General features: G+C 56.2%; 18 protein-coding genes. 10 read left to right on the top strand and 8 right to left on the bottom strand.

Annotated elements, in window-relative coordinates; all coding sequences use genetic code 11:
- Positions 1 to 162: 162 nt before the first annotated feature.
- On the bottom strand, positions 163 to 2,103 hold the full coding sequence (gene iolD / locus FVB43_RS14880; protein WP_167864247.1) for a 3D-(3,5/4)-trihydroxycyclohexane-1,2-dione acylhydrolase (decyclizing): 1,941 nt from the start codon (positions 2,101 to 2,103) through the stop codon (positions 163 to 165).
- Positions 2,104 to 2,700: 597 nt separating this feature from the next.
- Here iolD and FVB43_RS14875 point away from each other — a divergent pair.
- Positions 2,701 to 4,623 (top strand): bifunctional 5-dehydro-2-deoxygluconokinase/5-dehydro-2-deoxyphosphogluconate aldolase, encoded by a 1,923-nt coding sequence (locus tag FVB43_RS14875; RefSeq protein WP_167864246.1) that lies wholly within the window; start codon positions 2,701 to 2,703, stop codon positions 4,621 to 4,623.
- Between the two features lie 243 nt (positions 4,624 to 4,866).
- The gene (locus tag FVB43_RS14870; RefSeq protein WP_159337799.1) at positions 4,867 to 5,721 is read left to right on the top strand and encodes a MurR/RpiR family transcriptional regulator; all 855 of its coding nucleotides are present in this window, start codon (positions 4,867 to 4,869) and stop codon (positions 5,719 to 5,721) included.
- A 155-nt stretch (positions 5,722 to 5,876) separates the two neighbouring features.
- Here FVB43_RS14870 and iolB read toward each other — a convergent pair whose 3' ends face one another.
- A complete protein-coding gene (gene iolB / locus FVB43_RS14865) occupies positions 5,877 to 6,698 on the bottom strand; it encodes a 5-deoxy-glucuronate isomerase (RefSeq protein WP_133844279.1) in 822 nt (273 codons plus the stop codon).
- Positions 6,699 to 6,745: 47 nt separating this feature from the next.
- Positions 6,746 to 8,251, bottom strand: a complete 1,506-nt coding sequence (locus tag FVB43_RS14860; RefSeq protein WP_133844282.1) for a CoA-acylating methylmalonate-semialdehyde dehydrogenase — start codon at positions 8,249 to 8,251, stop codon at positions 6,746 to 6,748.
- Positions 8,252 to 8,824: 573 nt separating this feature from the next.
- Here FVB43_RS14860 and FVB43_RS14855 point away from each other — a divergent pair.
- On the top strand, positions 8,825 to 9,640 hold the full coding sequence (locus tag FVB43_RS14855) for a TIM barrel protein (RefSeq protein ID WP_167864245.1): 816 nt from the start codon (positions 8,825 to 8,827) through the stop codon (positions 9,638 to 9,640).
- A 119-nt stretch (positions 9,641 to 9,759) separates the two neighbouring features.
- On the opposite strand, the gene FVB43_RS14850 is transcribed toward FVB43_RS14855, so the two are convergent.
- Positions 9,760 to 10,968: an MFS transporter gene (locus FVB43_RS14850; protein WP_133844287.1), complete on the bottom strand. Its 1,209-nt coding sequence runs from the start codon at positions 10,966 to 10,968 to the stop codon at positions 9,760 to 9,762.
- Positions 10,969 to 11,119: 151 nt separating this feature from the next.
- On the opposite strand from FVB43_RS14850, the gene FVB43_RS14845 reads away from it, so the two are divergent.
- From FVB43_RS14845 to FVB43_RS14830, 4 genes are all read left to right on the top strand, one after another.
- Positions 11,120 to 11,824 carry an ABC transporter ATP-binding protein gene (locus tag FVB43_RS14845; RefSeq protein WP_133844289.1) on the top strand — a complete coding sequence of 235 codons (705 nt, stop codon included), beginning with the start codon at positions 11,120 to 11,122 and terminating at the stop codon, positions 11,822 to 11,824.
- Complete coding sequence (locus FVB43_RS14840) at positions 11,821 to 12,795, top strand: ABC transporter substrate-binding protein (RefSeq protein WP_133844292.1); 975 nt, start codon at positions 11,821 to 11,823, stop codon at positions 12,793 to 12,795. Before FVB43_RS14845 ends, FVB43_RS14840 begins: the two co-directional genes overlap by 4 nt.
- Before the next feature lie 44 nt (positions 12,796 to 12,839).
- Positions 12,840 to 14,495 (top strand): ABC transporter permease, encoded by a 1,656-nt coding sequence (locus FVB43_RS14835; protein WP_167864244.1) that lies wholly within the window; start codon positions 12,840 to 12,842, stop codon positions 14,493 to 14,495.
- A 266-nt stretch (positions 14,496 to 14,761) separates the two neighbouring features.
- Positions 14,762 to 15,799, top strand: coding sequence for an AI-2E family transporter (locus FVB43_RS14830; RefSeq protein ID WP_133844297.1), 1,038 nt, complete (start codon positions 14,762 to 14,764; stop codon positions 15,797 to 15,799).
- 63 nt (positions 15,800 to 15,862) lie between these two features.
- Here the strand turns inward: FVB43_RS14830 and FVB43_RS14825 are convergent, their stop codons facing one another.
- On the bottom strand, positions 15,863 to 16,549 hold the full coding sequence (locus FVB43_RS14825) for a FadR/GntR family transcriptional regulator (RefSeq protein ID WP_133844299.1): 687 nt from the start codon (positions 16,547 to 16,549) through the stop codon (positions 15,863 to 15,865).
- A gap of 261 nt (positions 16,550 to 16,810) precedes the next feature.
- Between FVB43_RS14825 and FVB43_RS14820 the strand changes: the two genes are divergently transcribed.
- The gene (locus tag FVB43_RS14820) at positions 16,811 to 18,100 is read left to right on the top strand and encodes an MFS transporter (protein ID WP_167864243.1); all 1,290 of its coding nucleotides are present in this window, start codon (positions 16,811 to 16,813) and stop codon (positions 18,098 to 18,100) included.
- Positions 18,101 to 18,162: 62 nt separating this feature from the next.
- Positions 18,163 to 19,350 (top strand): mannonate dehydratase, encoded by a 1,188-nt coding sequence (gene uxuA / locus FVB43_RS14815; protein ID WP_133844304.1) that lies wholly within the window; start codon positions 18,163 to 18,165, stop codon positions 19,348 to 19,350.
- Between the two features lie 52 nt (positions 19,351 to 19,402).
- Here the strand turns inward: uxuA and FVB43_RS14810 are convergent, their stop codons facing one another.
- Both FVB43_RS14810 and FVB43_RS14805 read right to left on the bottom strand, forming a co-directional pair.
- The gene (locus tag FVB43_RS14810; protein WP_133844306.1) at positions 19,403 to 19,732 is read right to left on the bottom strand and encodes a DHCW motif cupin fold protein; all 330 of its coding nucleotides are present in this window, start codon (positions 19,730 to 19,732) and stop codon (positions 19,403 to 19,405) included.
- Positions 19,733 to 19,770: 38 nt separating this feature from the next.
- On the bottom strand, positions 19,771 to 19,992 hold the full coding sequence (locus FVB43_RS14805) for a hypothetical protein (RefSeq protein ID WP_167864242.1): 222 nt from the start codon (positions 19,990 to 19,992) through the stop codon (positions 19,771 to 19,773).
- A 48-nt stretch (positions 19,993 to 20,040) separates the two neighbouring features.
- On the opposite strand from FVB43_RS14805, the gene FVB43_RS14800 reads away from it, so the two are divergent.
- Positions 20,041 to 21,612, top strand: a complete 1,572-nt coding sequence (locus tag FVB43_RS14800) for an EAL domain-containing protein (RefSeq protein ID WP_133844310.1) — start codon at positions 20,041 to 20,043, stop codon at positions 21,610 to 21,612.
- Between the two features lie 5 nt (positions 21,613 to 21,617).
- Here the strand turns inward: FVB43_RS14800 and FVB43_RS14795 are convergent, their stop codons facing one another.
- On the bottom strand, positions 21,618 to 22,142 hold the full coding sequence (locus FVB43_RS14795) for a hypothetical protein (protein ID WP_167864241.1): 525 nt from the start codon (positions 22,140 to 22,142) through the stop codon (positions 21,618 to 21,620).
- Positions 22,143 to 22,324 lie beyond the last annotated feature (182 nt).

The raw sequence follows: 22,324 nt of genomic DNA, 5'->3' as shown, positions 1-22,324 counted from the left end.
AATAAAAATGCCCGTTAAATAAACAACAAATGTTTATACCCAAAATAATTCTCGCTGCAGGAAGGCGGCAAGCCTGCGAATCCCCAGGAGCATAGATAACTATGTGACTGGGGTGAACAGGCGCAGCCAACGCACCTGCAGCGTGAAGAATGAAGGGTATAATTAATATTCACGCGCCTGGTCGATATGTTCGTTCAGCATCTGGGCCACGGCGTCTACGCGCTCTGATGTGGACACCTGGGCACCGCCTACGCGCCACCAGCTGAAGTATTTGTGGATCATGGTTTTTGGCAGAACTTTAATATCAATCAGCGTTGATACCGTCTGTTTCTGCGCATCAATCAGCGCCGCCTGCAACTGCTCAAGGGTGGTGACGCGATAGGTTTTACAGCCGTAGCCACTGGCGATAGCGGCGAAGTCGACCGGCACAAAGCCGCCGTTCAGTTTGCCGCCGTCGGCATTACGGAAACGGAACTCGGTAGTGAAGCTATCCATACCGTGCTCCATCTGCAGGTTGTTAATACAACCGTTAGTCATGTTATCCAGCAGGATCACGTTGATCTTCGCGCCTTCCTGGATCGAGGTCACCAGCTCGGAGTGCAGCATCATAAAGGAGCCATCACCCACCATCGTGAAGACCTCACGGTGCGGTTCGGCCAGCTTAACGCCCAGTGAAGCGCTGACCTCGTAGCCCATACAGGAATAGCCATACTCGACGTGATAGCTGTTGTAATCTTTGGTGCGCCACATACGTTGCAGGTCGCCCGGCAGACTGCCCGCTGCCGCGACAATCACTGAATCCTTTGGGAGGCGCTCATTGAGCGTACCCAGTACGCTGCTCTGAGTCAGGAAGGAGCCAGTCAGACGGTTAAACTCAGCCCATACCGCTTCGCGATCCATATGATCATCAATTTCCGGCACATAGTCGGTGCCGCTGTAGACGGAAGAATAAACACGCTGGGTTTCTTTCAGCAGTTTGCTCTGCGCCTGTGAGACTTTTTCGCCCCAGCCATTGCTGAAGCCGGTTGCCGCCAGACGGCTGTCGAGTGCGGTCAGGGCTTCCTGCGCATCAGCCACCACCTGAACAGCATCCAGCTTGTAGGCATCAAAGTTGCTGACGTTAATGTTGACGTAGCTGACGTCCGGATTCTGGAAAATCCATTTCGAGGCGGTAGTGAAATCGGTGTAACGTGTACCGATACCAATCACCAGGTCCGCTTCTTTTGCCAGCAGGTTCGCCGCCAGGCAGCCTGTTTCGCCCACACCGCCAACGTTCAGCGGATGGTCAGACACGATGGTGCCTTTGCCCGCCTGGGTTTCAGCGAAGGGAATGTTGTAGCGTTCAGCAAAGGCGCGCAGTGCATCACCCGCGCCGGAGTATTTCACCCCGCCGCCACAGATGATCATCGGTTTTTTCTTACCGGCAATCAGTGCGATTGCATCAGCCAGTTGGCCTTCGGTGGGCAGGCGACGCTCCAGACGGTGGACGCGTTTCTGGAAGAAGTAGTCAGGGAAGTCATAGGCTTCACCCTGCACATCCTGCGGCAGTGAAATCGTGACCGCACCCGTGTCGGCCGGATCGGTCAACACACGCATGGCATTAATACAGGCGGTCATCAGCTGCTCCGGACGGCTGACGCGGTCCCAGTATTTGCTGACGGCGCGGAAAGCATCATTGGTGCTGATGCTCAGATCGTGACTTTGCTCAATCTGTTGCAGAACCGGGTCCGGCTGGCGGGTGGCAAACACATCACCAGGCAGCAGCAGCAAAGGAATACGGTTGGCGGTCGCGGTCGCGGCGGCTGTCACCATGTTCGCGGCACCCGGACCGACGGATGAGGTACAGGCGATAATTTCGCGGCGCAGTTTCTGTTTGGCAAAACCGATAGCCGCATGCGCCATGCCCTGCTCATTACGACCCTGGTAGACCACCAGATCGCCGCTATCCTGTTCCAGCGCCTGGCCTAAGCCCAGTACGTTACCGTGGCCGAAGATAGCGAAAATACCTTTAACAAATTTGGTTTCAACGCCGTCTACCGACAGATACTGGTTGTCCAGGAATCTGACCAGAGCCTGTGCTGTGGTTAATCTGATCTTGCCCATTTGCTCTTCCTTTCAGTATCGGTGGCCACATCATAAGGTCCACCGAGGTTCGCATTTGTGGTCGCCTTGGGATCAAAACGGCGACAGCTATAAGTGAAACGTGAGCCGATTATAAACAAATATTTTTTTCACTAAACACAATTACAGAAGAAACATTTCATTTTGCGAGTGAGATCAAATTCTGCGGTGCAACGGGGGTAAATGGGGTGATTTACATCGGGTAAATGAAACGATAACAATACCTTTACTCCCAAAAGAGAAAAATCGTTTCACTTCAATATGTTCCCTGATGCGCGTTAAGAAAGTTGAGAGGCCGCTCACATCTCTGTGATGCCGTGAAGCGCCACTGCCCCATCGGGTAGTGAAATCCACGATGCAAGAGTTTTAACCACCTCACACTTTTGGGGCAATAATTTCATTTCATATTGAATTTGGAATTTTTATTCCTCATACTTCGCTACATGTTAGATCCGGATGTGATCGGGCTGATGGCTCCGATCTGCTGGAAACGCTCAACAGCATCGGCACTACCCACAATCATTGACGTGGCAGTTAAACGGCAAGGAGGCAGGGTAAAAAACAGAGGAAACAACAGGTATGAGTACACAACAGAAGCCGCTCGATGTGATTTGTATCGGGCGCATCGCTGTCGACCTTTATGGCCAGCAAATCGGTGCGCGCCTTGAAGATGAGACCTCCTTTGCAAAGTATCTTGGTGGCTCCTCTGGCAATGTTGCTTATGGCACAGCGATTCAGGGTCTGAAATCTGCCATGCTGGCACGTGTCGGTGATGAACACATGGGCCGCTTCCTGCGCGAAGAGTTACAACGCGTGGGCTGTGATACCCAGAGCCTGATTACGGATAAAACCCGTCTGACCGGACTGGTGATCCTCGGGATCAAAGATCAGGAAACCTTCCCGCTGGTGTTCTACCGCGATAACTGCGCCGATATGGGCCTGGTCCCGGATGATATCCAGGAAGATTACATCGCCTCCTCACGTGCCGTTGCCGTCACCGGTACGCACCTGTCGCATCCTGATACCCGCGCCGCCGTGCTGAAAGCGCTGGATATTGCACGTCGTCATGGTCTGCGTACCGCACTGGACATCGACTACCGTCCGGTTCTGTGGGGCCTGACCTCACTGGGCGATGGCGAAACCCGCTTTGTGGAATCCGAGCGTGTCACGCAGCAATTGCAGGAAGTGCTGCACTATTTCGATCTGGTGGTGGGAACAGAAGAAGAGTTCCACATTGCGGGTGGCAGCACCGACAGCCTGACTGCGCTAAAAAATGTGCGTAAAGCAACAAAAGCCACGCTGGTGTGCAAACGTGGCCCGCTGGGTTGTGTGGTCTTTGAAGGCGAAATCCCGGACAGCTGGGAACAGACCAAACTGCAAACCGGCGTGCGCGTTGACGTGCTGAACGTACTCGGTGCAGGCGATGCCTTTATGTCTGGCCTGCTGCGCGGCTGGCTCAACGATGAAAGCTGGGAGCAGGCCTGCCGTTACGCGAATGCCTGCGGCGCGCTGGTTGTTTCCCGCCACGGCTGCGCCCCGGCCATGCCGACTAAAGAAGAGCTGGACGACTTCCTGAGCCGTGACAAAGACGTGAAACGTCCGGATCTCGACAGCCGCCTCAACCACCTGCACCGCGTGACCACCCGTAAGCAGCAGTGGAACGAACTGAACATTTTTGCCTTTGACCACCGTAAACAGCTTGCCGATATGGCAGCAGAAGCGGGCGTCAGTGATGCACGTATTCCCGACCTGAAGCTGCTGCTGTTACAGGGCGCGCAGGCTGCGGCGAAAGAAGCCGGTCTGGACGATGGCCGCTGCGGTATCCTGGCAGACACCACTTATGGTCAGCCCGCGCTAAATGCCATCACCGGTAAAGGCTGGTGGATTGGTCGCCCTATCGAATTACCCAGCTCACGTCCGCTGCGTCTGGAACACGGCAACATCGGTTCCCAGCTGATCGACTGGCCGCAGGAGCACGTGGTCAAATGTCTGACTTTCTATCATCCGAAAGACAGCGCAGAGATGCGTCAGGAACAGGATGCGCTGATCCTCGATGTGTGGAACGGCTGTAACAAGTCTGGTCATGAGCTGCTGCTGGAAGTGATCCTGCCGGAGAGCAACCCGGATAAAGATGAGAAATATTATCTGGAGATCCTCACCCATTTCTACAGCCTGGGCATTCAGCCTGACTGGTGGAAGCTGCCTCCGCTGTCACACGCCAGCTGGGAAGCCATCAGCGCGCTGATTGAAAAGCACGATCCACACTGCCGTGGCATTCTGCTGCTGGGCCTGGATGCACCGGAAGCTGAACTGAAAGCAGGCTTTGCTGCCGCCGCGAAATCACCGTGGGTGAAAGGCTTTGCCGTGGGTCGCACCATCTTCGGCCAGCCATCACGTCAGTGGTTGCAGGGTGAGCTGGATGATGCCGCACTGATTGAGAAGGTAAAAAGTAACTACCTGACGCTGATCGGCTACTGGCGTGAGGCGCGTCCGGCGAAATAAAACGCCGTACAGCCGTCCGTATATGTACGGTACGGCCATAAGGGTGACCTGGTATAGGGTCACCCTTTTTTTTTGAAACGAATTTATTATTTTGCGCGGCGCACGCAGAAGGTTACGATTTTGTGAACTGATTCCCAACCCTGATGAAATAGAAGCCGCTGCTTTCGTCATCAAGTGAAATTTTTTGTTCATCTGGTAGAATAACGCACAGAAGAACACTATTTTACTTTTTGCGAGCCGTTAATGACTAATAATCCGACCCAACTTTCTCTGTTGCAGGACGATATCCGTCGCCGCTACGACACTCTCAGTAAACGCCTGAAGCAGGTGGCTCGCTATATTCTTGATAACAGCAACAGCATCGCCTTTGATACCGTTGCCTCTATCGCTCAGCAGGCTGATGTCCCACCCTCTACGCTTATCCGCTTCTCAAATGCCTTTGGGTTTAGTGGTTTCAATGAAATGAAGCAGGTGTTCCGCCAGCATCTGATGGAAGAGACGGTCAACTACACCGAACGCGCACGTTTGTTCCGCCAGACCGCCACCGATGAAACGGCCAGCGCCCCGGAAAGCCCGGCTGAAATCCTCAATGTGTTCACCATGGTCAACTCGCAGGCGCTGCAACAGTTGGCGATGCAGGTCAATCCTGAGCAGCTGGAAAAAGCGGTGAAGATGCTGGATGAGGCTGACAACATTTACGTTATCGGTTTACGCCGTTCATTCAGCGTGGCGTCCTATCTGACTTACGCTCTGCGTCATCTGGAGCGCCGCGCGTTTCTGATCGACGGCCTGGGCGGTATGTTTGCCGAGCAGCTGAGCATGGTGAACCCGAAAGACGTGGTGATTGCCATCAGTTACTCACCGTATGCACGCGAAGCCGTTGAGCTGGTGGAGCTGGGTGCAAAACGTGGCGCACATCAGATCGCGATTACTGACAGCCAGGTCAGCCCACTCGCCGCCTTCAGTGATGTCTGTTTTGTGGTGCGTGAAGCGCAGGTGGATGGTTTCCGTTCCCAGGTCGCCTCGCTATGCCTGGCCCAGACGCTGGCCGTGTCGCTGGCACTGACCAACGTCGACCCGAATAAACCCCGCCCATAAAAAAACGGGTAGCCTGTGAGGGCCACCCGTTTTATCGCTCGTTTTAACATCAACCTTTTATTGCGCCATCGGGCGAGCCATGCCGCGCCCCTACGTCAATGACGGTTTCGTAGGGGGCAGGCATGCCTGACCCCGCGACGATCGTCCATGCGGGATTATCCTTTGCGGGGATACTCATCGCTGTTCACCCAGGCATGATCTTTCTCCCAGGTAAATTTCCACAGACGCACCGGCCCGGCCATCACGTTCAGGTAATAGTTGTCATAACCTGCAACGGTCGACATCGGATGATAACCACGCGGAACGGTAACCACATCCTGATTGTAAGGCGCCATACAGACATCCAGCGAACGGTCGTCGGTATAAACACGCTGCATCGCGAAACCGCGATCCGGGTTGAAACGATGGTAATACGTCTCTTCCAGGTAGGTTTCATCAGGTGAATCTTCCTGATCGTGTTTATGGCTTGGGTACGAACTGGTATTCCCTTCGTCGGTATACACTTCCACCACCAGCAAGCTGTCCGCTGGCTTATCGTCAGGCAGAATGTTGTGTACCAGGCGTTTGTTATTCCCTTTACCACGCTGCTCAACACCGACATCTTCAGGCGCGATCAGACGTGCAGGCAGTTTGCCTTCCGTCGCCGGTGCACTGCACACCGCCAGCTCAAGGTCAGACTCTGCCACCACGACAACCTGCTCGTTATGCGGAACATACACAGAGTAAGGGGGAGTGCGTTCAAACGGCGACATACGTTTGCCGATGTTCGGGAACTCAGCCTGACGGGTTTTCACGGAGGCGAGCCCTGCAACCAGCACCAGGCACAGCTCTTTGCTGCCGCTCTCAAGCGTCAGCGTCTGGCCCTTCTTCAACTGGTATGCATCAAAACCAACATAGCGCCAGCCAGCGCTTTCCGGGGTGACGTGCTGGATACGGCCCTGCGCATCCGGCTGTTTTACTTTGGATAGCAATGACATACAGCCTCTCTGTTCACAGGGGCGAGGCGCACCTCGCCCATATTTAATTATCCCAGCGTAGGCATGCTGAACTCAGATACGGTTTTCTGACCGCTCGGCCAGCGTACGGTGGCCGTTTTCATGCGGGTGTAGAAGCGCACACCGTCCGGCCCGTGCACATTCAGTGCCCCAAACACGGAGCGTTTCCAGCCGCCGAAGCTGTGGAAGGCCATGGGTACCGGAACCGGTACGTTAACGCCAACCATGCCCGCCTGCACTTCACGTACGAAGTCGCGACCGGTATGACCATTGCTGGTGAAGATGGCGCTGCCGTTACCGAATTCGTGGCTGTTCACCAGGTCAAGTGCCGTTTTGTAGTCAGGCGCACGCACGATGCTCAGTACGGGTCCGAAGATCTCTTCACGCCAGATCACCATATCCGTGGTGACGTTATCAAACAGCGTACCACCAACGTAGTAGCCATCAGGATTGCCTTCCACCTGAATGCCACGACCATCAACCACCAGTTTCGCGCCTTCTGCTTCACCTTTGTCGATGTAGCCCAGCACTTTCTTCTGGTGCGCAGCAGAAACAACCGGCCCCATTTCGTTTTCGTCTTTGCCTTTGTGAATGCCAGGGCCAACGCGCAGGGCTTTCACCAGCGGAGTCAGTGCAGCAATCAGTTTGTCTGCGGTGTCGTCGCCCACAGCAACCACAACCGGCAGTGCCATGCAGCGTTCACCGGCGGAGCCGAACGCGCCGCCCATGATGGCATTGACCGTCGCATCCAGATCGGCATCCGGCATCACGATAGCGTGGTTTTTCGCTGCGCCGAAGGCCTGCACACGTTTACCATGGGCGCTGGCGGTGGTGTAGATGTGCTCGGCCACACCGGATGAACCGACGAAGCTCACCGCCTGAACGCGTGGATCTTTGTACAACTGCTCAGCATTTTCGTTCGAGCTGTGGATCACGTTGAACACGCCATCCGGCAGGCCGGCTTCGGTCAGCAGTTCAGCCATACGTACGGACGCTGACGGGTCAAGTGCCGGTGGCTTCAGCACGAAGGTATTACCGCAAGCCAGCGCAATCGGGAACATCCACAGTGGCACCATCGCCGGGAAGTTGAACGGGGTGATACCGGCCACAACGCCCAGTGGCTGCATCAGCGAGTAACTGTCAACGCCAGTACCAACATCAGCAGAGTTCTCACCTTTGATCAGGTGCGGGATACCGCAGGCAAACTCCACCACTTCCAGACCACGGGTCAGTTCACCCAGCGCATCTGACCAGACTTTACCGTGCTCACTGACGATCAACTCGGCCAGCTCATCACGATGCTCTTCCATCAGTGCTTTAAAGTTAAACAGAATACGGGCGCGGCGCAGTGGAGAAGTACGTGACCAGCTATCGAATGCTTCGTGTGCAACGGCAATCGCATTGGCGACTTCATCACTGGTGCTCTGCGTCAGTTCGCGCACCGGCTTACCGGTTGCCGGATCGTAAATCGGAATGGTTTCGTTGCTGGCGCTGAAAGAAGTTTTACCGCCAATAAAGTTTCCTACGATAGTCATGTGCTGGCCTCTTTGAAGTATGAGTTTCCCTCGCAGGCAGTCTGACGTCATACCGCTGCCTTGCCGGGCAAAACCTTGATTCGTGTTGAGACAGTATAATATTGAAATAAATTTTTCAAATATTTCACTTTAGAAAATTCGTTTTTAGCGGCCTGGATCGCATTTTTCAGGGGTAGAGCCCCGGCCATTTCACCCCGGGAATGGACACGGGTAAAAAAAGCCCTCAGCTCAGGCGGTGCGCGGAGCAGTCGTTTCAGGACAACGGTCACATAACGCCACGTTTGGCCCCACTAAAACGCCAGGATTACTCTGTATTTATGCTGGTTTTATCCGGTGTTGAGTGAAATTTTGCGAGACGGATCTAAAAATTTAAATTTCATTATTCACTATATATGAAATAAATGTTCTCTTATGGCCTGTGCATGACCACCGACCAGCCTCGGCGTTAACAAAAATGGCTGGCGGTACGCCCTGACGTGTCGGGTGGCAGAAAGGCAACCCTTGCCATGCCGCTTGAACGCATGACAGGGATGAACTTTTTACCTTCCTACCCTACTCAACAGGAGCCACACGATGGCTATCGATCCAACCCGTTTTTGTATTAACCGTAAAATTGCACCTGCCCTCAGCATCGAGGCATTTTTCCAACTAGTGCAAAAGCTGGGCCTGCATAAAGTTGAACTGCGTAACGATATGAAAGGCGGCAGCGTCACAGACAACCTGAGCCACCAGCAGGTTCGCGATCTGGCAGAAAAGTATGGCCTGGACATTGTCACCATCAACGCACTGTATCCGTTTAACCAGATCAGTGATGACCTGCTGGCCCGTGCCGAAAGTCTGCTGAAAGACGCACAGGGCATTGGGGCGAAAGCGCTGGTCATGTGCCCACTTAATGACGGCACAAAAATTTCAGCCGAAGACACGCAGAAGGCACTGAGCACGCTGGCCCCGTTGTTTGCGCGCTACGGCGTGGAAGGCCTGGTTGAGCCACTGGGCTTCCCGGTGAGTTCACTGCGCTCCGCAGGCCAGGCACAGCAGTTGATTCAACAGGCGGGGGTGCCGTTCAAAATGGTGCTGGATACCTTCCACCACCATCTGTATGAAGGCGCTGAGCAGGACTTTGCCAACGGCATTGATGTGAACCAGATTGGCCTGGTGCATCTGTCTGGTGTCATCGATGGCCGCCCGGTGAACGAGCTGACTGATGAAGAGCGTCTGATGCTGAGTAAGGATGACCTGCTGAAAAGCGTCTGGCAGGTGCAGCGCCTTGAAGAACGGGGCTACACAGGTGTTTACGCCTTCGAGCCATTTGCTTCAGTAATGGATAACTGGAGTGCGGCGGATATCGAACGTGAGATCCGCCAGAGCATTGCATTGTTGCAGAATTAATCAACGGGAGTCGCATTGACAGCGGGCGAGGCATGCCTCGGCCCTACGGGATCCCACGCTGTCGTAGGGGTCGGGCATGCCCGACCCGACAGGCGGCAAATATCTTCATCTTATCTGTGTCATTTGACAACGACCCCTTCGGGGGTCGCTTTTTTCAGCCGCAACGTGGCCACCATCGCCAGACAAACCAGCAGCCCACTCAGCAGATAGATAATCGGCACACCCGCGTAGCTCATCACCAGGCCTGCCAGCGGTCCGGTAATGCCCAGCGCCAGATCCATAAACGCCGTATAGGTTGCCAGCGCACTGCCCTGATTTTGTGGCGGCACCACTTTTACCGCCACCACGCCAATCGCCGGGAACACCAGTGAGAACCCGGCTCCGGTCAGCAACGCACCGACACGTGCCAGCCACGGATCCCACGCCCCCCAGACCATAAACAGGCCGATGGCTTCCACCGCAAAACAGACCAGCGCCACATTCAGCCCGCCGTGGCGGGCAATGGCATTGGGGAACAGTAGCCGGGTACATACAAAGGCCACGCTGAACAACGTCAGCGCAAAGGCCGCGCCATCCCACCCTTTATCCTGATAAAACAGCGTGATAAAGGTCGCAATAACGCCAAAACCCACCGATCCCATTGCCAGCAGCAGGCCAAAACTCCAGATGCGGCCGAGCACAGCGCGGAATGGCAGTGGCTTGCCTTTATTGCTTTTCACCGGGGCTCGTGGTAACGCCAGAAGAATACCCACCAGCGCAATCGCCGTGATAATCCCTGCCAGCAGCATCAGGCCGCCCCAGTGATAAATAGCCACACCAAGCGGTGCGCCAATCGCCATCGCCCCGTAGGTGAAAATCCCGTTCCAGGAGATCACCCGGCCAATATGCAGCGATCCCACCACCCCAACCCCCCACAAGGTTGAGCCGGTCCCGGCAAAGCTCTGTCCAACGCCAAGTATCAGCCGGCCTGCACACAGCAGCAGCAGGCTCAGCAACGGCAGCCCACTGTTCAACGCCGCCAGCAGGTAGCAAATCCCGCTGATAAAGCAGCCGCACAGGCCAACAATCACCACTTTTTTCGGGCCCCACAGGTCGGCATAGCGCCCGGCATGGGGACGACTCAACAGCGTGGTGAAGTATTGCAGGCTGATCACCAGCCCCGCCCAGAAGGCGCTGTAGCCCATCACATCGTGGACATAGCCAGGCAGCACAGCCAGCGGTAAACCGATGGTCATATAGCTGGCGAAATTGAACATCACTACGGAGAAAATACGCAGATTTAAGCGAAAGCCACTTAGCGATATGGCTCCGACGGGCTGCTCAGACATGAAAATCCTGCTCGCAGGGAAAAATGGATGAAATGCCACTATACGCGAAATAGCAGAACCGGTAGCTAGCGCTGGCGTCTTTCTTCCGCCATAAATCCGTCATACAGCCTCCCTATACTTCCCCGCACAAAGTCCCAAAGAGGATAACAAGATGACCTGTTCCCCCACTTCCGTCACGCTGGAAGGCATCCACTATGCCTTCGGCACGCAGACGGTGCTCAACCATCTCGATCTTCATATCGAGGCGGGTAGCATTGTCGCCCTGCTTGGCCCCTCCGGCTGCGGCAAAAGTACCCTTCTGAAACTGCTGGCTGGATTGCTGCAACCGCAGCAGGGCACGCTGCAATTTGGCGAACGCCTGATTGCCAGCCCGGGCCACTGCCTGCCCCCTGAACAACGCGATATCGGTATGGTTTTTCAGGATTACGCCCTGTGGCCGCATATGAGCGTGGCGCAAAACGTTGCCTTTCCCCTGCTGATGCGCCGGGTGGCTGCGCGCGAACGCGACGAGCGGGTGATGGCCGCCCTGCAACGCGTTGGTCTGGCGGATTTCGCCGGGCGTAAACCCGCCGATCTCTCCGGGGGGCAGCAGCAGCGCGTAGCGCTGGCGCGGGCGATTATCGCGGAACCGAAGATTCTGCTGTTCGATGAACCGCTCTCCAATCTTGATCGCGATTTACGTGAATCTCTGTGTCGCGAGATGGCCAGTCTGTTGCGCCAGCTCGGTACGACCGCCGTGTATGTCACCCACGATCGCAGCGAAGCCGAAATGCTGGCTGACCGTATCGTCTGGCTGTCTGCCGGGTCCGTTTCTGCACTTCAAACCGTTACGTCACTCTCTGGGGAACTCGCATGACCTTGTTAAACTCGATGAAAAAAGGAGCACTTTTCGCGATGCTGTTATCTTCCGGCATGATAATGAATGACGCACAGGCGCTGACGGTTTACACCGCCGGGCCGGGATCGCTGGCGAAAAGCCTCGCGGCGGGCTTTGAGAAACAGAGCGGCGTGAAGGTCAATATTTTCCAGGCCACCACCGGCAAGGTCATGGCACGACTGGAGGCCGAACAGGCGAATCCTCAGGCCGACATCCTGATCTCCGCCTCCTGGGATACGGCCGAAGAGCTTGAGAAGCGTGAGTGGCTGCTGCCCTATCAAAGCCCGAATGCCGAAAAGGTGCCCGCCGCGTTCAAAACCGATGCGTATGTGGCACAGGGCATTTCAGCGCTGGGGATTGTCTGGAATACCAAAAGCGGCACCCCGGAGCCGAAAGAGTGGAACGACCTGACCAGTGCAGCCTTTAAAGACCGCGTAACCACCCCCGATCCCTCGCTCTCTGGTGCCTCGCTTGACCTGCTTATCGGCCTGCAAAACAGCATGGGCGACCGGGCCTGGCAGCTGTTCAGTCAGTTGAAGATGAACGGGATGGTGATTGCCGGGCCTAACGCTCAGGCGCTGACCCCGGTGTTACAGGGCGCAAAAGCCGCCGTCTTTGGCGCAGTGGATTACGTTTCCTATAACAGCATTCAGGAGGGTGAAGCGATCAAAGTGATCTTCCCGGCCAGCGGTACGGTGGTGGCACCACGTCCGATGATGATCCTGAAAAGTACGCAGCACGCGGCGGATGCCAAAGCCTTTATCGACTATGTGCTGTCGGAAGAGGGGCAACAGAAAGTGGCCGATGCCTGGTTAATGCCCGCACGTTCTGACGTCGGCGCAAAACGCCCACTGCTCAGTGACCTGAACATTCTGCCAGCCCAAAGCGGTGGTAACGCCGACCGTGGCTCCGTCCTGCAACGCTTTGGCACACTGTTCAGCCATCCTTAATTCTCCCCGGGCGGCGCCTCTGCGTCGCCCCGCAGGAACCCACAATGACCTCTCGTTTACTTCCGCTGCTGACCGTGGCGCTGCTGCTTATTCTGGTCGCCCTGCCGCTGTTGTTTATTCTGCTACAGGCGCTGTTTCCCGCGCTGGCACAGGGATCGCTGGCCGGTGCCTTTACCCCGATCCCGACGCTGCTGGCCGATCCGCAGTTGCCCGCGCTACTCAGCGGTACGCTGAAAACCGGCCTGAGCGTAGCGTTGCTCAGCGCGCTGGTCGGCATTCCTCTCGGCACGCTGCGCGGGCTGTTTCATTTGCCGCTGGCGCGTGTCTGGGATCTACTGCTGCTGATCCCGTTCCTGACTCCACCCTATATTTCTGCCCTCAGCTGGATGCTGGCGCTGCAACATAACGGCTATCTGTATCAGGCGATCGGTCTCGATCTCAACGATCTACTGTTCAGTCAGGGCGGCATTACGCTGGTGATGACGCTGAATATTTTCCCGGTGGTCTACTTTGCCGTGTCGCGCAGTCTGCTGGCGAGCGGACAGCAGCTGGCCATCGTGGCACGGGTACATGGCGCCAGCGCATGGCGGGCTTTCTGGCACATTACCCTACCCATGCTGCTGCCTGCGCTGGCCGCCGGCATCCTGCTGGCCTTTACTCTGGCGATTGAGGAGTATGGCGTTCCCGCCGCGCTCGGTTCACGTGCGGGGGTTGTGATGTTGACCGTTGGTATTGAGGAGCGCCTGGCAGACTGGCCGATCGACCTGCCGGGATCGTCGCTGCTCTCCATGCTGCTGGTGATGGTGGCGCTGGCGGCGTTCGCTTTGCAGAAGAAGCTGGTCGGCAACAAAGATGTCACCAGTATTAACGGCAAGCCCGCGCAGAACAGCGGCATTTCGCTCGGTGCCTGGCGCGCACCGGTGCTGCTGCTGTTTTGCCTGATGGCGTTACTGATGGTGGTGCTCCCGATGAGCTCCATGCTGCTGACGTCACTGCTTTCCACGCTATCCGGCGGGATGCATCTCAGCAATCTGACGCTACGCCATTTCGCGGCGCTGTTTGCGCTACAGGGTGATGCCCTGACGGCGCTCTCCACCAGCCTCGGCCTGGCGCTCGGCGCGGCAGTGATCACCGGGTTGTTAGGGTTTCTGGCGGCCTGGCTGGTGGTGGTACGGCGTATTCGCGGTGCTGCGCTGATCGATGCGTTGTCTCTGCTCCCGGCCGCGCTGCCGGGCGTGGTGGTCGGCGTTGGGCTGATCCTGCTATGGAATCAGCCGTTCTGGCCGCTGACACCCTATAACAGCTGGCCGATCCTGTTGCTCTCCTACTGTTGCCTGCTGCTGCCCTGGCCGGTGCGCTATGTCAGCAGCGCGCTCAAACAACTGGGCAGCAACCTGGAGCCGGCAGCGCGTGTGCACGGCGCCAGCGCCTGGGCAGCATTGCGCCATATCGTGCTGCCGCTGGTGTTCCCCAGCCTGCTGGCCGCAATGCTGATGGTGTTTGCCATCGCCTCGCGCGAGCTGGTGACGTCGCTGCTGCTGGCCCCGGCGGGCACCCAGACAGTATCGGTCTTTATCTGGCGTCAGTTCGAGCAGGGTTCCGTGGGTCAGGGAATGGCGATGGCCAGCATTGCGATGGGCACCGGGCTGGCGTTGATGCTCACTGCGTTGGCGATCCTGCAACGACGCGAGCGCGGATAAATCCGGGTCGGGCGTGCCCGACCCCTACGAAACACCCGCGTGCCCGACCCCGACCCAACACCTGCATACCTTTCCATTGTCACCGGGTCGGGCGTGCCCGACCCCTACAAAACACCCGCGTGCCCGACCCCGACAAAACTTCATTGCCGTAGGGGCGAGGCATGCCTCGCACGTTACCAACGGAAAAACACGACCATTCCTAAAGTGAATGGCTGTCGCGCCAGAGCCGCTACACTTGCTGCGCATATTGTCAAAACGGAGACGCAATGAAGTCATTGCCGCAGGAGAAGATCGGGCAAAATATTTTGCTAAAACTGGCTACGCTGGTGGTAATTCTGGGCGGCATCAAGCTGTCGGCAGAGATCGTGGTGCCGTTCCTGATGGCGCTGTTTTTCGCCATCGTGCTGAACCCGCTGGTGAGCTGGCTGATGCGGCGAAAAATGCGCCGTGGTGTTGCTATCAGCCTGGTCGTGGTGGTGGTGCTGATTGGGCTGGCGCTGCTGATCGCCATGATTGCCGGGTCATTGCAGGAGTTTGGCGAAGTCTACCCACAGCTTCAGGCGCAGGCGGAGCAAAAACTGGCCCTGGTGCAACACGTTGCCGCCCGTTTTCATATCATGATTTCCCCTGAGTCGCTGGCACAGCGGCTGGACCCGAATGCAGTGATGGATGTCGCCACCACCATGCTGGGGCAGTTTTCCGGGGCAATGGCGCAGATCGTTCTGGTGATGATGACGGTGATTTTTATGCTGTTTGAGGTTCATCATCTGCCGTACAAGCTACGTTACGCGCTGGTCAATCCGCAGATCCGTATTGCCGGCATGCATAAGGCGCTGAAGGGGGTCACCCACTATCTGGCACTGAAAACGCTGATCAGTCTGGCAACGGGTGTGCTGGTCTGGCTGGCGCTGCTGGCCCTGGGGGTGAAGTTCGCGCTGCTGTGGGGTGTGGTCGCTTTCGTGCTGAACTTTGTGCCTAATATCGGGCCCGTGATTGCCGGTATCCCCCCCGTGTTGCAGGCGCTGTTGCTGAACACGCCGCTGGAAGCCGGGCTGGTCGCGGCACTGTTTATCGCCATTCATATGCTGCTGGGCAATCTGCTGGAACCCAGAGTGATGGGACGCGGGCTGGGGCTGTCGAGTCTGGTGGTGTTCTTGTCGCTGATATTCTGGGGCTGGCTGCTCGGCCCGGTGGGAATGCTACTCTCTGTCCCACTGACCAGCGTCTGTAAAATTCTGATGGAAACCACCCCCGGCGGCGGCAAGCTGGCGATCCTGTTGGGGAATGGGCGCAAATCAATTTAATCCTCACGGGTCGGGCATGCCCGACCCCTACAAAAACCCTACTGGCCGATATGCCAATCCGTGTTATTCGATAAACAATCGGTCATACACATGCTGTAAATGGCGTTCCATGCAGGCCCGTGCCTGAACGGCATCCCGGGCGATGATGGCACGGGCAATGTCTTCATGATCCTGGTTCATCTCACGCGGGAAATCGCTCTCCGCGTAGTGGCTCTCCAGCCGCACAAAGCGCGAGCTTTTACGTTTATTCCACAGATATTCCATCATATCGCGCAGCACTTCATTCCCGGTCATCTCGGCGATCAGCAAATGGAAACGCTTATCTTCCCGCAGGAATTTCTCATCATTAACGTGTAACTGGATGAGGTCCTGGGTGATCTCCTGCAATTCGGCACGCTGATCGTCACTGCCGTTGCGCGCCGCCAGTTCAGCCGTCATCGCTTCATAGACTTGACGAGCCTGGATCAGCGCCTTCAGGCTGAACTCCTCTTCAACCGGTGTATCTTCGCTTTGCGGCAGCGGATTCATCACGTAAACGCCATTGCCGGTGCGAATTTCCACCCAGCCGGTAATCTCCAGAGCAATCAGAGCCTCACGAATCGACGAACGACTGACGCCCAGCTGCTTCGCTAACTCACGCTCCGGCGGCAAAATGGCACCGGCGGGAAACTGTCCCTTTTTAATGCAGCCAATCAGCAGGTTAGAAATCTGCCGGTAAAGGCGTTCGACTTTCAGTGTTGGTAATTCCATACCCGTTCCAGGCGGCAAAGATGATGGCAGAGCTTATCACAAGGCCCCACAGCCGGGCGAGGCATGCCTCGCCCCTACGGTGTATCTGGCATCACCACCTGATCCCGTATTGGGAAAAATGATCATGCTGCGATCGCGATCACGGAACCCACAGGTCCTTCGCGTTTATGCTCTGGTCCAGCGGCCTGACCACTGGGCCAGACAATGTAACCTGTGACTTTCTGATAAGAAAACGGCCGTTGAGCCGTACAAGGAACACCGATGACGGTTTCAGCCTTTGAATCACCCTTACAAAAATCCAGCCGCCTCAAACGGATACAGACCGTTTCGCTGACGCTGCTGTTCCTCGCCGGGATCATTAACTTCCTCGATCGCGGATCGTTATCGATCGCTAATGCCGCGATCCGCAACGATCTTGGCCTGTCGGCCACCGAGTTTGGCGTGCTGCTCTCGGCATTTTCTCTCTCTTACGGTATTTCCCAGTTGCCCAGCGGCCTGCTGCTGGACCGCTTCGGCCCGCGTATCGTGCTGGGCGGCGGCCTGCTGTTCTGGTCGGTGATGCAGGCGATGGCTGGTGCAGTCAACAGTTTCAGCCACTTCATTATGCTGCGTATTGGTCTGGGGATAGGCGAAGCGCCGTTTATGCCGAGCGGCGTTAAAGTCGTCAACGACTGGTTTAATGCTCGTGAACGTGGCCTGCCGATGGGGATCTTTAACTCCTCAACTACCTTTGGTCAGGCGTTCGCCCCGCCGATCCTCGTGGCGCTAATGCTGGCCTTCGGCTGGCGCATGATGTTTGTGATTATCGGTGTGGCCGGGGTAGCGATTGCTCTCTGCTGGTATGCCTGGTATCGCAACCGCGACCGTTTTGCCCTGACGCCGGAGGAGCAGCAGTACCTCGATCAAGGCTCCACGCCGTCACAGAAAACCCGCGTATCGCTGAAAGAGTGGGGCGCGTTGTTTAAGAAGCGCACCGTATGGGGAATGATCCTCGGCTTCAGCGGCGTGAATTACACCGGCTGGCTGTATCTCTCCTGGCTGCCAGGCTATTTACAGGCCGAGCGCGGTCTGAGCCTGACCAGCACTGGCTGGGTCGCCGCCATTCCCTTTCTGTTTGGTTCGATAGGGATGCTGGTGAATGGCACCGTTGCTGACCGTCTGGCACGCCGTGGCTATGCGCTGGCGAAAACCCGCAAGGCGCTCATCTGCCTGGGCCTGGTCTGTTCCGCTGCCTGTACCCTGTTAGTGGTGCAATCCACCTCAACCGCCATGGCCGTCGGTTTTATCAGTCTGGCGCTGTTCTTTGTGCATTTTGCCGGGACGTCCGCCTGGGGGCTGGTACAGGTCATGGCACCGTCACGCATGGTGGCCTCGGTCAGCAGTATTCAAAACTTCGGTAGCTTTATCTGTGCCTCATTCGCCCCGATTGTCACCGGCTGGGTAGTCGATACCACCGGTTCGTTCAATATGGCGCTGGTGATCTGCTCCTGCGTGACCTTCGCAGGCGCACTGGCTTATTTCTTTATCGTGAAAGATCCGATTGCGGATTAATTAGCTAAATCATTCAACATCAGGGGCGTTATCGCAGGCAGATAGCCCCGAAAGGAGAACGTATGGAACATACATGGCGCTGGTACGGCCCTAACGATCCGGTTTCGCTGGATGATGCTCGCCAGGCGGGTGCGACGGGCATCGTGACCGCTCTGCACCATATCGCTAACGGCGAGGTGTGGCCGGTGGAAGAGATCAAAGCTCGTCAGGCTCTGCTGGCAGAGAAAGGGTTAGTCTGGTCGGTGGTGGAAAGTGTGCCGATCCACGAGTCGATTAAAACCCAGCGCGGCGACTACAAAAAGTACATCGCCAACTATCAGCAATCACTGCGCAATCTCGGTGCCTGCGGCATCGACACCGTGTGCTACAACTTTATGCCGGTGCTGGACTGGACGCGTACCGATCTCGGCTGGACGTTACCGGACGGGGCAAAAGCGTTGCGCTTTGACCATATTGCCTTTGCCGCCTTTGAGCTGCATATCCTGCAACGCCCCGGTGCGCAGCAGGATTATGACGCGCAAGAACAGCGCGAAGCCGCCGCCTGTTTTGCCGCCATGAGCCAGGAAGCGATCGATACCCTGACGCGCAACATTATCGCCGGGCTGCCGGGCGCAGAAGAGGGTTACACGCTGGAACAGTTCCAGGCGCAGTTATCCCAATACGATGGCATCGACAAAGCGCAGTTGCGTGAACATATGGCCGAATTTTTGCGTGCCATCGTGCCGGTGGCGAAAGAAGCCGGGATTGTGCTGGCGGTACACCCGGACGATCCACCGCGTCCGATACTCGGCCTGCCGCGCATTGTGTCCACTATCGACGATATGCAGTGGCTGAAAGAGACCGTCGACAGCGTACATAACGGTTTCACCTTCTGTACCGGCTCTTACGGCGTACGCGCCGACAACGACCTGGTAAAAATGGCGGAAACCTTTGCCGACCGAATTCACTTTGCCCATCTGCGTTCTACGAAGCGCGAAGCGAACCCGAACAGCTTCCACGAAGCCGCCCACCTGGCGGGAGATGTTGATATGGTCGGCGTGATTAAGGTGATTCTGGCCGAGGAGCAGAAGCGCCGCCATGCGGGCAACCAGCGCGCCATTCCGCTGCGCCCGGACCACGGACACCAGATGCTGGATGATCTGCATAAAAAAACCAATCCGGGTTATTCCGCGATTGGTCGCCTGAAGGGGCTGGCGGAGATCCGCGGCGTAGAGTTAGCGTTAAAACAGATTTTCTTCAACGCGGAATAATATCGATCTCAGGCAGGTGCAAACAAGGCACCTGCCGTGTGAAGCAGACAAATCAGTCAACAATAAACAGCTGCGCACCGCTGTCGGTCCACGAACGGTGCGCTTCCGCGTTATCCGCCACCTGATAGCTCATCCCCGCCGTCAGGGTAAACACGCGGCCATCATCCAGCTCAGTGTGTAGCTCACCGGACAGACACAGCAGAATATGCCCCTTGCTGCACCAGTGATCCGCCAGATACCCGGCGGTATAATCCACCCTTCTCACCCGAACCTCACCAAACTGCTGAGTCCGCCACCAGGCCGTACCGGTTTCTCCCGGATGTTCCGTTGCTGTCAGCGTTGACCAGTCCGTGGTGCCAAAAGGGATATCGTTCATCTTCATTATCAGGCTTCCGTGAGTAGTGAAAAAAATAAACTACGTCAGAAGGATACGCGCTGCAAGCCCAGCCGTTCGGGTGGAAAAGAAAGAGGAGTGGTAAAGATTTCAGTATGAGTGATGGTGAATTCAACCGCTTTTTGCATAATAATAACGCTGATGCACAGTGTGCCTGTCACATCAGGCATAAGCGCAAGCAAAAAGGACTTATTTAGTGATTGCCCCGGTGCGCCGATAACCACCGGGTAGTAAAAGGCATTTTTCAATCATCTACCGCCGCTGCGATCCATTCAGGCAGCTAACAGGGGAACCGCTTGCAAGCTCTCGCAAAGCCGAAGAAGAAAAAGTATATCTGGCTGACTCTTACCGGGCTGTTGCCACTGGTACTCTGTCTTATTTTTGCCTTTATTGAAGCCCGTAAAACGGTGATCCACCAGCAAACGCTCACGGCCTCTATGCTACTTGCTCAGGCGGATAATGTCAGCGATCTTGCGTGGAAGATGACCGACCTCTTGCAGCAGTTCCGTCCCCGTGAGTGCTCGGATATTCGTCTGCAGCTCCAGCAGTTCGGCACGCTCTACCCCTACTTCCGTTCCGTAGGTCTCACCCGCGGTAACGAAATCTATTGCTCCTCCGCTTTTGGCACCACCCGGGGAACCCTGGAAACAATGGTACGAGGCGCGCTCCCGGTCGGAAGCGCGCCGTCATGGTCATGGTCCGTTGCGGGAACCTTTGGTGTGAAAGATCGGCCTGCGGTGGTGTTTATACGTGAAACCGACCCCACCTTTGGCACCTATGCTGTCATTGATGGTCAGTACCTGATCGACTTTATGACTGCCGTCGGCCTTAAGCGTGGCTACCATATCACCATGCAGTTTGGCGGTGGCTACCGCATTTCCAGCGGTAAACCCTTGTATATCTATCAGGGTGTTCTGGGCACCAGTAGCTATACCAGCCAGTCCAGCCGTTACCCGATTACCATCAACATCACCGCCCCCCGTGCTGAAGCACTGCAAAGCTGGCGGCAGATAATGTTCACCTTCTTGCCGATGGCGATCATTCTTTCACTGCTGTTTGTCGTCATCACCAATAAATGGTTGAATCGTAAGGCTTCCTTCCGTGACGAAATCCACCGGGGCATTGTCCATGATGAGTTCACGGTGAATTACCAGCCAGTTTATAACCAGCTGACCGGGCAGTTATCCGGGGCTGAATCGCTGCTGCGCTGGCAGCGCCCCGACGGAAGCTGGGTGCGCCCGGATATCTTTATCGCGGCCGCGGAAGACGAAGGAATGATCATCCCGCTGACCCGCCATCTGCTGACGCTGGTAGCCAAAGACTGTGCCGACTGGCAGGTTCCACCCGGTTTTAATCTGGGCATCAACCTCGCTGCCGAACACCTGCAACACCCCGACTTTGTGAGCGATATGCGCCATTTCTCTCGCGAAATTGCCCATCTGAACGCCTGCATTACGCTGGAACTGACGGAACGCAGCCTGATCCGTGATGGTATTGAGGTCGGGAAAAAACTGTCGGAGCTGCGTCGTGAGGGGATGAAGGTGGCTATCGACGATTTCGGTACCGGGCACTGTTCACTGACCTATCTGCAAACGTTCCCGATCGACTATCTGAAAATCGATAAGGGGTTCGTCAACGCCATTGAATCGATTGAGGGCGAAACGCCGGTGCTGGATGCCATTATCCTGCTGGCGCAGAAGCTGGCGATGAAGGTGGTGGCAGAAGGTGTGGAAAGTAACATGCAGCTGGAATATCTGAAAAATCGCGGCGTTGAGTACATTCAGGGTTATTACTATGCCCGTCCGATGGGCAATGAGGAACTGATGCAGTGGATTGCGCAGCGCGATATCAATGGCAGCAAGCCCTGAGTCGATTAAATACGACGCTTTTGCGCAGCGCGCAGCGCGACGTCTATGGTATCGTCCGCCGGGCACGCCACGAATTGCCTCCCCTCGCCGCAGGCATCCAGCATCTGGCGGCGGGCAGCCACACGTTTATTAATGCGCGCCAGCGTTGGCATAATCTGGTCAGCCAGCTGGCGGTATTCCGCATGCCGTTCGCGGGCCTGCACCGAGGCCGTCCGTTCAGCCAGTAACGCGCTTAATGACTGGAAACGCAGGATCAGACGATACGCCCGGCCGGATACCAGCCCTTCTCCCCGCAGTGCCTTGACCTGTTCACCCAGATTTTCACTGTTCAGCGACAACGTTTGCAGCACATTTTCCACGCTTGAGGCGCAGTGAAGCCACTCATTAGTCTGCGCTGTTTTGCCACCGTTCACGTTGGCAACGCCATCGGATAAGACGTGAGTACGGCAATAATACTTTAGATTTTCTTCAACACTGTCCAACATAATCAGCCAGTGGTTTTGGAAATTATTGTTTTTGGTCTGACTCACATCGTCCCCCTAAAAGGCGGCGACGAGTATTACTGATAGATGACAGCCGATCAAGAGCAGAAAGAGGAATTTTTTAAGATTATTCCCACCAAGCCAATGATAAGCTTAACTTATTAATCTACAGATGACTGACACCTCACATTTAATTCTCCAGCACAGTGCTAATTCGCAGAATGAACCGC

This window comes from Erwinia rhapontici (assembly GCF_012271765.1).
Classification (GTDB): domain Bacteria; phylum Pseudomonadota; class Gammaproteobacteria; order Enterobacterales; family Enterobacteriaceae; genus Erwinia; species Erwinia rhapontici.
Note: the sequence above shows the minus strand (reverse complement) of the source record. Positions and strands in the feature narration are given on the sequence as shown.

Excerpts from the sequence above, each read along its gene's own strand:
- FVB43_RS14870 (WP_159337799.1), top strand. The coding sequence starts at position 4,867 with ATGACTAATAATCCGACCCAACTTTCTCTGTTGCAGGACGATATCCGT.
- FVB43_RS14875 (WP_167864246.1), top strand. The coding sequence starts at position 2,701 with ATGAGTACACAACAGAAGCCGCTCGATGTGATTTGTATCGGGCGCATC.
- FVB43_RS14825 (WP_133844299.1), bottom strand. The coding sequence starts at position 16,549 with ATGGAATTACCAACACTGAAAGTCGAACGCCTTTACCGGCAGATTTCT.
- iolD (WP_167864247.1), bottom strand. The coding sequence starts at position 2,103 with ATGGGCAAGATCAGATTAACCACAGCACAGGCTCTGGTCAGATTCCTG.
- uxuA (WP_133844304.1), top strand. The coding sequence starts at position 18,163 with ATGGAACATACATGGCGCTGGTACGGCCCTAACGATCCGGTTTCGCTG.
- FVB43_RS14860 (WP_133844282.1), bottom strand. The coding sequence starts at position 8,251 with ATGACTATCGTAGGAAACTTTATTGGCGGTAAAACTTCTTTCAGCGCC.
- FVB43_RS14855 (WP_167864245.1), top strand. The coding sequence starts at position 8,825 with ATGGCTATCGATCCAACCCGTTTTTGTATTAACCGTAAAATTGCACCT.
- FVB43_RS14835 (WP_167864244.1), top strand. The coding sequence starts at position 12,840 with ATGACCTCTCGTTTACTTCCGCTGCTGACCGTGGCGCTGCTGCTTATT.
- FVB43_RS14850 (WP_133844287.1), bottom strand. The coding sequence starts at position 10,968 with ATGTCTGAGCAGCCCGTCGGAGCCATATCGCTAAGTGGCTTTCGCTTA.
- FVB43_RS14820 (WP_167864243.1), top strand. The coding sequence starts at position 16,811 with ATGACGGTTTCAGCCTTTGAATCACCCTTACAAAAATCCAGCCGCCTC.
- FVB43_RS14810 (WP_133844306.1), bottom strand. The coding sequence starts at position 19,732 with ATGAAGATGAACGATATCCCTTTTGGCACCACGGACTGGTCAACGCTG.
- FVB43_RS14840 (WP_133844292.1), top strand. The coding sequence starts at position 11,821 with ATGACCTTGTTAAACTCGATGAAAAAAGGAGCACTTTTCGCGATGCTG.
- FVB43_RS14845 (WP_133844289.1), top strand. The coding sequence starts at position 11,120 with ATGACCTGTTCCCCCACTTCCGTCACGCTGGAAGGCATCCACTATGCC.
- FVB43_RS14830 (WP_133844297.1), top strand. The coding sequence starts at position 14,762 with ATGAAGTCATTGCCGCAGGAGAAGATCGGGCAAAATATTTTGCTAAAA.
- iolB (WP_133844279.1), bottom strand. The coding sequence starts at position 6,698 with ATGTCATTGCTATCCAAAGTAAAACAGCCGGATGCGCAGGGCCGTATC.